Source organism: Streptomyces sp. AK08-02, assembly GCF_033795085.1.
GTDB lineage: Bacteria > Actinomycetota > Actinomycetes > Streptomycetales > Streptomycetaceae > Streptomyces > Streptomyces echiniscabiei.
This window is the reverse complement of sequence record NZ_JARAZV010000001.1, coordinates 450,790-463,519: the sequence shown is the minus strand read 5'-3', so window position 1 is coordinate 463,519 and position 12,730 is coordinate 450,790. Positions and strand designations below refer to the sequence as shown.

Below are 12,730 nucleotides of genomic sequence, written 5' to 3'. Positions count from 1 at the left end.
AGTCAAGCCGCTTGCGTGACCGGTGGGGCGGGGGTGAAGAGCCGTCCGTCACGCAACAGGGCCCACAGCACGCTCGCTCGTCGACGGGCCAGAGCGATGACGGCCTGGACGTGTTTGCAGCCCTCGCCGCGTTTCTTGAGGTAGAAGTCCCGGTTCGGTCCCTCGCGCATCATGCTGGTCTGCGCGGACGTGTAGAACACCCGTCGCAGACGGCGGCTGTAGCGCTTGGGCCGGTGGAAGCTGCCCGTGCGGCGTCCGGAGTCACGCGGAACGGGCACCAGTCCGGCCGCGGAGGCAAGGTGGCCGGCATCGGTGTAGGCCGACAGGTCTCCAGCCTCGACGACGAACTCGGCTCCGAGTATCGGGCCCATGCCGGGCAGAGACTCGATGATCTGCGCCTGCGGGTGGCTGCGGAACGTCTCATGGATCTGCTTGTCGATCCGCTTGAGGCGATCGTCCAGGGCCAGGATCTGAGCTGCCAGGTCGGCGACGATCTGCGCGGCGACATCTTCGCCGGGCAGTGCGGTCGGCTGGGCCTGAGCAGCCTCCACGGCAGTCACAGCGACCGTGTCTGCGCCCCTAACGCTGCGGTTGGCCAGCCAAGCCGTCAGCCGGGCCCGCCCACGGCGGCGGATGGCTGCCGGGGTCTGGTAGCCGGTCAGCAGGACCAGGGCGCTTTTGTGATGCGAGTAGTCGAAGGCCCGCTCCAGAGCGGGGAAGACCCCGGTCAGCACGTCACGCAGCCGGTTGATCATCCGAACCCGGTCGGCCACCAGGTCCGATCGGTGGGCGGTCAGCAGAGCCAGATCGGCGGCCAGCTGGGCGGGCACGTCGATCGTGGCGAAGTCGCTGCGGTGACGGGAGGTCTCGGCGATGACGTAGGCGTCACGGGCGTCGGTCTTCGCCTCACCCCGGTAGGCGCCCGACATGCGGTTGACCGTGCGTCCGGGCACGTAGACGGCCCGCTGGCCGTGGGCTGCGAGCAAGGCCAGCAGCAGCGCGGAGGACGTCCCGGAGATGTCCACCGCCCAGCAGACCTCGTCCGCCAGGTCCAGGATTTCGCCAAGCGCGGCAAGGATCGCCGACTCGTCGTTGTCGATCTTCCTCGACCACAGCGTGGTACCGGTCTCGTCGACCACCGCCGCCCAGTGATGGCCCTTGCCGGCGTCCACGCCTGCCCAGACCTGGTGCCTTCGATCGCTCACTCGCCCCTCCTCAAGCCGAACAGCCTGCCGTCGGCCCAAGGAACACCCCGCTGTCATCTCCGTAATCAGCGACCGCACGAAGCGCGCACATCTCAATCAGCAGCCAGGGCGCCCCGGAGAGCCGGACGGCCACTCCTTCGGAGCCACAACTGGCAAGAACCGGTCAGCCACATCCGGCCCTCCCGGGCCGCCTAACAACTTACGGAGAACCGGTGACCGGATCCCTGGTGCCGCGCAATGCCCGCCTGCTCGACCCGCTGTCCGGGGAGTACACCGAAGGCGACCTGCGGTGTGATTCCGGCCGGATCGTGGAGGCGGGGCCCGGCCCCGCCGCGGCCGACGTGCGTTCGATCGACGTGCGGGGCGCGGTCGTGCTGCCGGGGCTGGTCGACGCGCACGTGCACGTCACGGCGTCGACCGCGGATCTGGGCTCGCTGCCGTCGTTGTCACCGTCCTATGTGGCCGCTCATGCCGCGCGCACGATGAGCCGGATGCTCAACCGCGGATTCACCACGGTCCGTGACGCGTCGGGTGCCGACTACGGCCTCGCCGACGCCCAGGCGGAGGGGCTGTTCCGCGGCCCGCGACTGCTGTTCTGCGGGCGCGCGCTGAGCCAGACCGGCGGGCACGGCGACAGCCGCACCCGCGGCACGCACGTGAAGGACGACCACCCGTGCTGCGCGGGCCTGGGCCGGGTGGCCGACGGCGTCGACGCGGTCCGCGCGGCCGCCCGTGACGAGCTGCGCAAGGGCGCACACCACATCAAGGTGATGGCGTCGGGCGGCATCGCGTCCCCGACCGACCGCATCGACTCGACGCAGTACTCGGCTGAGGAGCTGAGCGCGATCGTCGAGGAAGCGTCAGCGGCGAACCGCTATGTGGCGGCGCACGCGTACACCGCCCGAGCTGTCAACCGCGCTTTGGAACTGGGCGTCCGTTCGATCGAACACGGCAACCTGCTGGACGACCGGAGCGTTTCGCTGTTCCTCGCCCACGAGGCGTTCTTGGTGCCGACGCTGGTGACGTACTGGGCGCTGAAAGAGGAGGGCCGCGACCACGGGCTGCCGGAGTCGAGCTGGCGCAAGGTCGACGAGGTCCTGGGCGCAGGCATGGCGGCCCTGGAGCGTGCGACTCGTGGCGGCGTGAAGCTGGTGTACGGGACGGACCTGCTGGGCGGGATGCACCGCCACCAGAACCACGAGTTCCGCCTGCGCGGCGAGGTCCAGACCCCGCTGGAGGTGATCCGCTCGGCAACGTCGACGGCGGCGGAGTTGCTGAACCTGACGGGGGAGATCGGGACATTGGCCGTGGGCGCGCACGCGGACCTGCTGGTGGTGGACGGCGATCCGTTGGCCGACCTCGGGGTTCTGGCGGACCCGAAGCACTTCCGCCACATCATCCAGGGCGGTGCGGTGGTTTCCGGAACCTGACACCCAAGGCATCCCGGACGGGTGTGCAGCTGTCGGGTAATCCACGTGCGGGCCCATTGATGACCTTTTGGTGCTCACCCTGCAGAGAGGTGGCTTCCGGATACGTCAGGGGCGCCGCCGCTGTGCCGCGGTCCTTCTGTCGCACTCGCGCCTGCACGACGGCAGGCGGAAAGTCGAAGTGATGGGCCCGCATCTCGAATACCGTCGCTCCGGTGGTCACGCAGGACCTCAACCACATGTACGGCTCGGAACACCGGCAACCAGCCTGCCTTCTTCCTCACCCAGTTCTTTGTGTTGACTCCCGGCGGGAAGCAGTTCGACGAACGCGTCGGGAACACGAAGGCCTCCTACATCGAACGGACCTACAGCCAGCTGAAGGGTTCGATGTTGAGCTCCGAGAGCAACCTGGGAGAGGCGAGCTAGGAATGGAGGGTCTTCGAGGTTCCGAGCGGACTGCCCACGCGTCCGGGATGCTTACGGGATCGCGTATCCCGGCAGCACGGGCGTCATTCCGCCGATCCGGGCGAGTTGCCGCCGTGGGTGCGGGTGCCGTGCCGTTCCAGCGACAGCTGACCCTTGAGGGTGTCGAAGACCACCTCGATCCATGGGTGACAGGGCCGGATCGTTCAGCGGGGTGCCGTTGGCGTGCAGGCGGGCCGCCCCGCCGAGGTAGTAGCGGCTCAGCATCGGTGGGACGGTGGCGCAATGCCCCGCCGCGAGTACCCGGATGCGTATCGGCTCAGGCAATCGTGGCAGAACCTCGACGAGGCGTCCTCCGAAGCGGACGGGGAGGCTGTCGGCCGGCGACCTGCCCACCGGGACCAGACCGCCGCCCACGGTCCTGGCGGGACGGCTTTCAGCCCTGGCCTCTCTTCTCGGCGCGGGGCCAGACCACCGTGTGTGTACCGCTACTGAACTCCTGCGGGGGCTCGCCGCTGCCGGTGTGCACGCGCGCGGTGCTGCCTGGAGGAACTGTGACCTCCAGAGTCACCTGGCTCCCGTCTGCGACCCAGCTGCTGGAGGCGGCGCCGTAGGGCGTCTGCACCTCGGCGCGGGCGGAGGTCAGTCCGCCGCCCACCAGTGGACGGACGTCGAACACGCGGTAGCCCGGTTCAGTCGGCGACAGCCCGGCGACGTATTCGGTGAGGAAGCCGACCACCGCGCCGAGGGCGTAGTGGTTGTGGCTCTCTTTTGCCTCCCCCTTCGTGTTGTACCCGTTCCAGGTCTCCCAGACGGTGGTCGCCCCCTGTTCGACCTGGTACAGCCAGGACGGCGTGGTGGTCTGCAACAGCAGACGCCACGCAACGTCGGGACGGTTCGCGTCGACGAGGACCGGCAACAGCATCGGCGTGGAAAGGAAGCCGGTGGCCAGGTGGTCATCGGCTTCCTCGATGAGCGCGACCAGCCGGTCGACGGCCGCGGGCCGTTCTTCATGTTCCAGCAGGCCGAAGGCGAGGGCGCGGACGTAGTCGTCCTGGCGGTCGGTTCCGACACGGCCGTCGTTGTGCAGGAAGGCCGCCCGCCATGCGCTGCGCGTGTGGTCCGCGAGTTCCCGGTAGCGGGTGGCATCGGCGTCGCGGCCGAGGACAGTCGCGATGTCGGACAGAGTGCGCGCCGAGTGCTCGAAGTAGGCGGTGGCCGTCACCGGGCTGTGCCGCATGCTGTCGAGAATCGACGCGGCGAAGCCCTGCCCCGGACGCAGCCACTCGCCGAAGTGGAAGCCGGTGTCCAGCAGGAAGGGGTCGACGTCAGGGTTCGCGCTGCCGCGCAGGCGCCGGTTGATGCGCCGCTTCTCGCGAGCCCGGCGGGTCAGTTGATCGACCCATGCGGTCATGCTCGGGTACTGCCTCTCCAGGACGGACCGGTCGCCGTAGTAGCGGTACAGCGTCCAGGGCAGCAGTACGGCGGCGTCTCCCCAGCCGGCCGACTGCGCCACCATGCGCATCAGTTTGGCCATTCCTCCGGAGAAGGACGAGGCCTCAGCGGGAACGAAGACCGGCACTCTACCGTCGGGCAGCTGCTCTGCGGCCAGATTGCGCAGGTAGCGGCGCAAGTAGGCCTGGACGTCGACGAACGTGGTGGCCGTCGGGGCGAAGACCTGGATGTCCCCGGTCCAGCCGGAGCGTTCCCGGCTTGGACAGTCCGTTGCGGTGTCGGTGAAGTTCGACCGAAGTGACCAGGAGACGTTGCGACGAAGGCGGACGAGCCGCTGGTCGGAGCAGTCGAAGCCTCCGGTGCCCGGCAACGTCGAGGACAGAACGATGCCCTCGATGTCTTGGGCACTCAGGTCGCCGGGCAGGCCGTCGACCTCGACGTAGCGGAATCCGTGGATGGTGAACCAGGGGGACCACCAGGTTGCCTCGTCCCCGAGGATGACCTCGTCGCGCTGGTACCAGCGGTTCACGGGAAGTCCGTGGATGTAGTCGATGTCCAGCTCGCCGTCCTTGCGCAGGACCTCGCTGTGCGTCAGGCGGACGGTGCTCCCGGGTCCTGCGGGAAGACGGATCCGCACCACGCCGGCGAAGTTCTGCCCGAAGTCGACGAGCTGCTTACCCGAAGACGCCCGGCTGACGGTGCGAGGAGAGAGCCGCTCGATCTCGCAGACCGCGGGAACGTCCTCGGCGATCAGCGTGCGCCGGTCGTCGAGTACCTCGGCGGGCCCGAAGCGGGCTGGCGGTTCGTGTGAGGTCAGCCAGTCCTCATCGGGTACGCGCAGGTCGACCCGCTCCCCGAACATCGGGTCGGCAGCGCCGATGCGCCCGGTCCCGGCCTGCCAGGATCCGTCGCTGACGACCGTGACCGTGCTGCCGTCCGCCAGATCGAGCTCCACCTGGACGAGGCCCGCGGTCCGGTCGCCGTAGACGGCCTGCTTCGCGGTGAGCCCGTTGGCCCCGCGGAACCTGCCGTCCCCGACCGCCATCGACACAACGTTGCCGCCGGCACGGAAGGCTTCCGTCACGTCATAAGCCTGGTATTCCACGTACTGGTCGAGCGGAGTCCAGCGCGGAACCAGTGCCGGGCCCGTGAGGTCACGTCCGTTGACGAAGAAGCGGTACCAGCCCAGCGCGGAGACGTAGGCCCGGCCCCGAAGCACGGGTGCGGGAAGGTCGACCGTGGTACGCAGGTACAGCACGCGATAGTCGGTCTTCGCCGCGGGGGCGGGCCCACTCACCCAGCGTGCGGCCCAGCGCTCCGGGTCCAGTACGCCCGTCTCGAACGATGCGTACTCGCTCCAAGGGCCGGGTTCCTGCTCCGTCCCGGACCAGACGCGCACCCGCCATCCGTAGCGCCGGCACGACATCAGCGACGTGCCCTCGTACGTGACACCGAAGGGCTCCGTGCCGGTCACCCGCCCGCTGTCCCAAGCCGGCTCACCTGCGGCGGAACCGTCCCCAGTGGTCACCTGTACCTGGTACGCGGCTTGGTCCACGGCCCCGGCAGGCAGTCGCCACGCGAACTCCGGACTTCGACTGCCGATGCACAACGGACTGTCCAGCGTGTCGGTCCGCAGATCTACAGGGGCGCACAGCATGCAAGTCTCCTTCATCGCGCCGAGGAACGTCCTTGTCCCGGCCACGGGCGACACATCGGTAAACGAATCCAGTGACAGAGCGTCCTTGCTGTCGTCCGGGCATGGATCGCCCGCGTGCGACCTGGGCACGGTCGATACAGCCGCGATCGTGAAGGCATCGTCTTGACAGAACCGTAGCAGGCGCTACTCTTTCGATTCAACCGTAGTGTTCACTACCATTTAACCATCTTCCACCGTCGGAGGATCTTCGTGCTGATCGTGATCGGCAGTGCCCGTGCGCTTCCCGGACGCCGGGCTGACCTGGTGTCGGCCGCTCGTGCCGTCGCCACGCAGTCCCGTGCAGACGAGGGCTGCGAGTCCTACGGCTTCTACGCCGACCTCACCGACGACGAGACGATCCTGAGCGTCGAGATCTGGCGCGACCAGGCCGCCCTCGACGCGCACATGGAGCACCCGCACACGCAGGAGTTCCTCGCCGCAGCCGGCTCGCTGGTCGACGGCACGCCGACGATGCGTTTCCACACCGTCGCCGACTGACACTTTTCGTCACCCCTATCTCCAGGGAGCACCATGAGCGTCCCCGCAACGAAGCGAGGCCGAGTCGCCGTCATCGGCGCCGGACCGGCCGGCATGGCCACCGCCCTCTCGGTCCACCAGGCCGGCCACGACGTCGTCCTCCTGGAGCGCTACCCGCAGGCCCGGCCGGCCGGCAACATCCTCAACCTGTGGCCGCCGCCGATCAAAGCGCTCAGTCTGCTCGGCGTCGACATCACCGACCTGGGTGCCCCCTGCTATTCGGAGTTCCGCTCCGCGAAGGGCCGCACCCGGGCCCGCGTCAACCTGCCCGAGCACATCGTCGCCGACTACGGGGGTGGCTTCATCGGGCTGCTGCGCCCGGAGCTCTACCAACGGCTGCTCGCTGCGATGCCGCCCGGTGTCCTGCAGCTCAACCGCACGGTGGAGAGCTTCGACCAGGACGAGACCGGTGTCCGGCTGAAGATGGCCGACGGCGAGACCATCGAGGTCGACGTGCTCGTCGGCGCCGACGGCATCGACTCTCTGGTCCGCCGGACGCTGTGGGGCGACTCGCCCAAGCGGGAGCACAACCTGCACATCTTCGGCGGATTCACCTTCGACGAGGACGTCGTCGCGAACCCGGGGCTGTGCATCGTCTCCCACAACCGGACAGTGCAGGGCAGCTGGACCTCGATCCGGCACAAGGGCCGCCACGGGTTCCAGTGGTGGGTGCTGGGCGCACACGACGCCGCCACCACCTTCGACGGCGACCTGCACGCCACCGCGACGGCGATGGGCGCGGGGTTCCCCGCCCCGCTGCCGCAGCTGATCGCCGCGACCGAGCCGGGCAACGTGCAGCGCTGGGTGCTGCGCGACCGCAAGCCGCTCAAGCAGTGGTCCAAGGGCCGGGCGACCCTCGTCGGGGACGCCGCGCACCCGACATCCCCCTACGCCGCCTACGGCGCTGGGATGGCGACCGAGGACGGGTACTACCTGGGCCGCCGACTGGCCGGGCTCGACCTGAGCGACCACGCCGCCGTCCGGGCCGCGCTCGACGCCTTCGAGGCACCGCGCAAACCGCACACCTCGCGCCAAGTGCAGCAGGCCTACATCCTGGGCAAGGTCTTCCATCACGCCCCGGGTCCCCTCCAGGGGGTGCGGGACGCGATCCTGGACCGGACCCCCTTCCTGCAGAAGGTGGTCGGCGAGTCCTCTCCCGGCGAGATCCTGGCCCAGATCGCCGCGATCGACGAGGCGGAGAAGCGATTCGTTGCCGTGCGCGGTGGGGCGTGATGACGCCGGGCGGGCTCGACCGCACCGATCCCGAAGGTGCCGTCGCCGCGGCGGCGAAGCGCAACTCCAACTGGGGCCGCTGGGGCGCCGACGACGTCCTGGGCACACTGAACTTCCTCGACGAGGCCAAACGCCGCGAAGGTGCCGCCCTGGTGCGTCGCGGCGCGAGCTTCTCCCTCGCCCAGAGTTTCGACGGCGACGGTCCTCAGAAGGGCTGGCGGCGCCGGACCAACCCGGTGCACACCATGCTCGACACCGGGCTGGAGGCCGAACGCGGCACCCAGGGTTTTCCGCACGGCATCGGCGGGGCCGATGACGTGGTGTTCATGCCTCTGCAGGCCTCGACCCAGTGGGACGGTCTCGGGCACATCTTCGACCACGGCCGGGCTGATCGCCGGCCGGGGCGTGCTGCTCGATGTCGGCAGGGGCGCGGGTGACGCCGCGGGCGAGCTGCCCGACGGCTTCGCCATCACCATCGGGCACCTCGAGGCCGCCATCGCCGCGCACGGCGACTCGGCACGGGTCGGCCGCGGCGACCTCCTGCTGGTGCGCACGGGCCAGATCGCCCGGGCGCGGCTCGAGGGCTGGGGCGACTACGCGGGCGGCCCGTCGGCCGGGCTGTCGTTCAGCACCGCCGACTGGCTGCACGACACCGAGATCGCCGGCATCGCCACCGACACCTGGGGCTTCGAGGTGCGGCCCAACGAGTTCGACGAGGCCTTCCAGCCGCTGCACCAGGTGGCCATTCCGCACATCGGGCTGTTCCTCGGCGAGATGTGGGACCTCGAGGCCCTCGCCGCGGACTGCGCCGCCGACGGCGTGCACGACTTCTGGCTCACCGCGGCGCCGATCCCGGTGACCGGTGCCGTCGGCGCCCCGGTCGCTCCCGTCGCCGTCAAGTAGCCCGCAGCCCACGACGACAAGGAGGACGGCGATGACCGACCGTCTGATCACTCACCTGCGCCACCTGGACCTGGCGGTGCCCGACCACAAGACGCAGCTCGATTTCTACGTCAACGCCTGGGGCCTGAAGGCAGAGCACTCCGAGCCCGGGCTGACGTTCCTGGCCGCGGAGGGCTCCCCGGAGCAGTACGTGGTGCGGCTGCGCCAGGCGCCGGAGAAGCGCATCGACCTGATCGCGTTCGGCGCCGCGACCGCGGCCGACGTCGACACCCTGGCCGGACGCCTGGCCGCCGCCGGCGTCACCCTCGTCACGGAGCCGGGGGGACTGCAGACCCCCGGCGGCGGGTACGGGTTCCGGTTCTTCGACAACGAGGGCCGCACCGTCGAGGTCAGCTCCGACGTGGCCGTGCGGGTCCACCGCGCGGTCGAGGAGGGCGAGTCGATCCCCGTAAGGCTCTCCCACGTCGTGCTCAACTCCGCCGACCCCGAGGGCACCCGCGCCTTTTACGAGAAGCACCTCGCATTCGCCCTGACCGACACCCTGATGCACCCGCGCATGGGCAACATGATGTGGTTCATGCGGATCAACAGCTGGCACCACAGCATCGCGATCGCGCGTGGCCCACACTCCGCGCTGCACCATGCGTCGTTCGAGCTGCGCGGGCTCGACGAGTACATGCGCGGCACCGGGCGGCTGCTGCGTGCCGAGGTGGAGAAGGTCTGGGGGCCGGGGCGCCACCAGGCCGGCAACAACACCTTCAGCTACTTCCTCGATCCCAGCGGGAACACGATGGAGTACACGACCGAGCTGGAGAGGATCGACGAGGACACCTGGCATCCGCACATCTACGACTTCACCCAGCCCGAGGTCGCCGACCAGTGGGGCACGGCGAACGCGATGAACGAATTCGTCGCGGCGAAGTCGTTCAACGACCCGGACAAGGGCCTGTTCGTGGCCCCGCCGGTCTGAGCCGGCCATGCGGTTCGCCACCTATGAGTACGAGAGCACAGGTGCCTGCGGAGTGGTCGACGGTGCGCGTGTGCACCCCTTCCCCGCCGGCACGACGGTGCTCGACCTGGTCCGCGCCGGGCTGCCGGCCTCACTCGACGCCGGCGCGGCAGCCCTGGCCGGGCCTGCCGTGGCGCTGGACACCGTGCGGCTCCTGCCGCCGCTGGCCGCTCCGACGGTACGCGATTTCGTCACCTTCGAGGAGCACGTCGAGGGCGTCGTCGCCTCGGTCTCCGACGGCGGGGGCGTCGTCGCGGAGTGGTACGAGGCGCCGACGTTCTACTTCACCAACCCCTATTCGCTGATCGGTGCGCACGACGACGTGCCGACCCCTCCCGGGTCGCGGCTGTTCGACTTCGAGTGCGAGGTCGCCGTCGTCATCGGCCGCGACGGCGCCTCGCTGACCCCGGAGCAGGCCCGCGACCACATCTTCGGCTACACCGTGCTCAACGACTGGTCGGCCCGCGACCTGCAACGCCGCGAGATGAAGGTCAGCCTCGGACCGGCCAAGGGCAAGGACTCCGCCACCACCCTCGGACCGTGGCTCGTGACGGCCGACGAACTGGAGCCCTACCGCGACGCCGACGGCTTCCTCGCCCTCGACATGCGGGTCTCGGTGAACGACGTCGAGATCGGCCAGGACCTGCTGTCGAACATGGGCTGGCCGTTCGAGGAGCTGATCTCCTACGCCTCCCGAGGGACATGGGTGCGTGCCGGCGACGTCCTGGGTTCCGGCACCTGCGGCAACGGCGGCTGCCTGGCCGAGCTGTGGGGCCGCCGCGGGGAGCAGACCCCGCCGCCGCTGCGCCCCGGCGACGTCGTCGAGATGACCGTCGAGGGCATCGGCACCCTCCGCAACACCGTCGTCGAGGGCCCTGACCTGCCCCCCGTCCGGGCGGCGCGGCCTCGCTCACGCGCCAGGAAGCGCACCCCATGAGCATCCGCGTCGCCGGCAAGGTCGTCGTCGTCACCGGTGCCGGCCAGGGACAGGGGGCGGCCGAGGCGCGCCTGCTCGCCGCCGAGGGCGCGACGGTCGTGGCGCTCGATCTCGGCGACACGCCGGTCGAGGAACTTCCCGGCGTCGAGTACGGGCGCCTGGACGTCACCAACGCCGTGGGCTGGCGGAACCTCGCCGCCGACCTCGGCACGCGCTTCGGCCGGGTCGACGGGCTGGTCGCGAACGCCGGCGTCACCTGGCGCGCCCGCCTGGAAGAGCTGGCCCCGGCCGACCTGGCCCGGGTGTCGGAAGTCAACGTCACCGGCACCCTGCTGGGCATCCAGGCGCTCACTCCGCTGATGACCGGCGGCGGGTCGATCGTCGTGGTCGGGTCGGTGGCCGCCCTGACCGGGCACTTCCCGCTCGCCTACACCGCGAGCAAGTGGGCGCTGCGGGGCCTGGCCAAGGCCGCCTGCCTCGAGCTGGGCCCGCGCAACATCCGGGTCAACACCGTGCACCCGGGATACATCGACACCCCGATGACCGCGTCGGCTTCGCCGGCGTTCCTCGCCGCCAACGTGGCCGCGACCCCGCTGGGACGTCCCGGCACCGTCGACGAGGTCGCCCCGCTGGTCGCGTTCCTGCTCGGCGACGACGCCTCGTTCATCACCGGCGCCGAGATCCCCGTCGACGGTGGGATGACCGCGCACGGCGGCGTGAAGTCGATCAGCGACGCGGTGCGGGCGGCCCCGCGATGAACCGGGTCGCGGGCAAGGTCGCGCTGATCACCGGCACTGCCGGCGGTCAGGGCCGGGCCGCGGCGCTGCTGTTCGCCGCCGAGGGCGCGGTCGTCATCGGCACCGATCTCGATCCCGACGGCGCGGCCGCGACCGCGGACCTCGTCCAGGCGGCCGGCGGCCGGATGTCCAGCACCCACCCGCTGGACCTCGGCGACGAGGACGGTGTGCGCGCCTGGGTGGAGGACGCCGCCACCACGCATGGCGGTATCGACATCGTCTACAACAACGCCGGCGCCACCCGCTTCGCCCCGGTCGCCGAGACCAGCTACGCCGACTGGACCTTCACGGTACGCAACGAGCTCGACATCGTCTTCCTCGTCACCAAGCACGCGTGGCCGCACCTCGTCGCCCGGGGCGGAGGCGCGGTCCTGCTCGTCGGCTCGGCCGCCGGCATCTCCGGCTCGCTCACCAACACCCGCATCGCGCACACCGCCACCAAGGGCGGCGTGGTCGCGATGACCCGGCAGTTCGCGGCCGAGGGCGCAGCGCACGGGATCCGGGCCAACTGCATCAGCCTGGGAATGATCCGCACCCCCGCCACCGAGGCCGACCTGCTGGCCGCCGACCACCCGATGCGCGACATCGGCCGGCACATCCCGCTCGGCCGCGTCGGCACCCCTGAGGAGATCGCCCGCTGCGCGCTCTTCCTGGCCTCCGACGAGGCCTCCTACGTCACCGGCGCCGACCTCGCCGTCGACGGCGGCTGGTCCGCCGTCCTCCCCGGCGCCTGCTGAACCACCCACGAGAGGAACGATCGTGTTCGAGTACTTCCCGGGCAACTACGTCTGGAACCTCGGCGTCGTCGCCGCGCTGAACAGCGGCGGCCTGATCGACGAGGTCGACCGCGCCTGCCGCCCGATCCGCGACGCCGCCACCCGCGGCGAGGACGCCGGCACCGCCGAGTTCCTGCGGGCCTGGACCGCCCTGACCGACCAGCTCGTGGCGCAGGCGGAGGAGGCCGAGAAGTCCGGCCGTACCCGCACCGCCGGGCAGCTCTACGCCCGCGCCACGAACTACCTTTGTCAGGCCGAGCGCATGCTCTCACCACCCCATGTGCGCGCATAGCACTCCACCAGCCGGAGCACGTCCGCACGCCAGTCCCCTC

At 70.2% G+C, this 12,730-nt stretch carries 10 protein-coding genes and 1 pseudogene; 9 read left to right on the top strand and 2 right to left on the bottom strand.

Annotated features, from left to right (window positions below):
* Positions 1-2: 2 nt before the first annotated feature.
* The gene (locus PV734_RS02020; RefSeq protein WP_319288592.1) at positions 3-1,205 is read right to left on the bottom strand and encodes an IS110 family transposase; all 1,203 of its coding nucleotides are present in this window, start codon (positions 1,203-1,205) and stop codon (positions 3-5) included.
* A gap of 212 nt (positions 1,206-1,417) precedes the next feature.
* On the opposite strand from PV734_RS02020, the gene PV734_RS02015 reads away from it, so the two are divergent.
* Positions 1,418-2,635 carry an amidohydrolase family protein gene (locus PV734_RS02015; RefSeq protein WP_319288591.1) on the top strand — a complete coding sequence of 406 codons (1,218 nt, stop codon included), beginning with the start codon at positions 1,418-1,420 and terminating at the stop codon, positions 2,633-2,635.
* Between the two features lie 856 nt (positions 2,636-3,491).
* Here PV734_RS02015 and PV734_RS02010 read toward each other — a convergent pair.
* Positions 3,492-6,038, bottom strand: a complete 2,547-nt coding sequence (locus PV734_RS02010; RefSeq protein ID WP_319288590.1) for an alpha-L-rhamnosidase — start codon at positions 6,036-6,038, stop codon at positions 3,492-3,494.
* A gap of 378 nt (positions 6,039-6,416) precedes the next feature.
* Between PV734_RS02010 and PV734_RS02005 the strand changes: the two genes are divergently transcribed.
* The 8 genes and pseudogenes from PV734_RS02005 (at position 6,417) to PV734_RS01970 (ending at position 12,690) form a co-directional block, all read left to right on the top strand.
* Positions 6,417-6,704 (top strand): putative quinol monooxygenase, encoded by a 288-nt coding sequence (locus PV734_RS02005; protein WP_266587514.1) that lies wholly within the window; start codon positions 6,417-6,419, stop codon positions 6,702-6,704.
* Between the two features lie 33 nt (positions 6,705-6,737).
* The gene (locus PV734_RS02000) at positions 6,738-7,976 is read left to right on the top strand and encodes an NAD(P)/FAD-dependent oxidoreductase (RefSeq protein ID WP_319288589.1); all 1,239 of its coding nucleotides are present in this window, start codon (positions 6,738-6,740) and stop codon (positions 7,974-7,976) included.
* Positions 7,976-8,879: pseudogene (locus PV734_RS01995) on the top strand (cyclase family protein). Before PV734_RS02000 ends, PV734_RS01995 begins: the two are co-directional and overlap by 1 nt.
* Positions 8,880-8,910: 31 nt before the next feature.
* On the top strand, positions 8,911-9,849 hold the full coding sequence (locus PV734_RS01990; protein WP_319288588.1) for a VOC family protein: 939 nt from the start codon (positions 8,911-8,913) through the stop codon (positions 9,847-9,849).
* A 7-nt stretch (positions 9,850-9,856) separates the two neighbouring features.
* Complete coding sequence (locus PV734_RS01985) at positions 9,857-10,825, top strand: fumarylacetoacetate hydrolase family protein (protein WP_319288587.1); 969 nt, start codon at positions 9,857-9,859, stop codon at positions 10,823-10,825.
* Positions 10,822-11,583 carry an SDR family NAD(P)-dependent oxidoreductase gene (locus PV734_RS01980; protein ID WP_319288586.1) on the top strand — a complete coding sequence of 254 codons (762 nt, stop codon included), beginning with the start codon at positions 10,822-10,824 and terminating at the stop codon, positions 11,581-11,583. Before PV734_RS01985 ends, PV734_RS01980 begins: the two co-directional genes overlap by 4 nt.
* Positions 11,580-12,359 (top strand): SDR family NAD(P)-dependent oxidoreductase, encoded by a 780-nt coding sequence (locus tag PV734_RS01975; protein ID WP_319091726.1) that lies wholly within the window; start codon positions 11,580-11,582, stop codon positions 12,357-12,359. The genes PV734_RS01980 and PV734_RS01975 overlap by 4 nt, the downstream gene beginning before the upstream one ends.
* Before the next feature lie 22 nt (positions 12,360-12,381).
* Positions 12,382-12,690: a hypothetical protein gene (locus tag PV734_RS01970; protein ID WP_319091725.1), complete on the top strand. Its 309-nt coding sequence runs from the start codon at positions 12,382-12,384 to the stop codon at positions 12,688-12,690.
* Positions 12,691-12,730 lie beyond the last annotated feature (40 nt).

What these genes read in the sequence shown, in the direction of transcription:
- PV734_RS02000 (WP_319288589.1), top strand. Translation starts at nt 6,738, where the DNA reads ATGAGCGTCCCCGCAACGAAGCGAGGCCGAGTCGCCGTCATCGGCGCC.
- PV734_RS01990 (WP_319288588.1), top strand. Translation starts at nt 8,911, where the DNA reads ATGACCGACCGTCTGATCACTCACCTGCGCCACCTGGACCTGGCGGTG.
- PV734_RS01985 (WP_319288587.1), top strand. Translation starts at nt 9,857, where the DNA reads ATGCGGTTCGCCACCTATGAGTACGAGAGCACAGGTGCCTGCGGAGTG.
- PV734_RS01980 (WP_319288586.1), top strand. Translation starts at nt 10,822, where the DNA reads ATGAGCATCCGCGTCGCCGGCAAGGTCGTCGTCGTCACCGGTGCCGGC.
- PV734_RS01975 (WP_319091726.1), top strand. Translation starts at nt 11,580, where the DNA reads ATGAACCGGGTCGCGGGCAAGGTCGCGCTGATCACCGGCACTGCCGGC.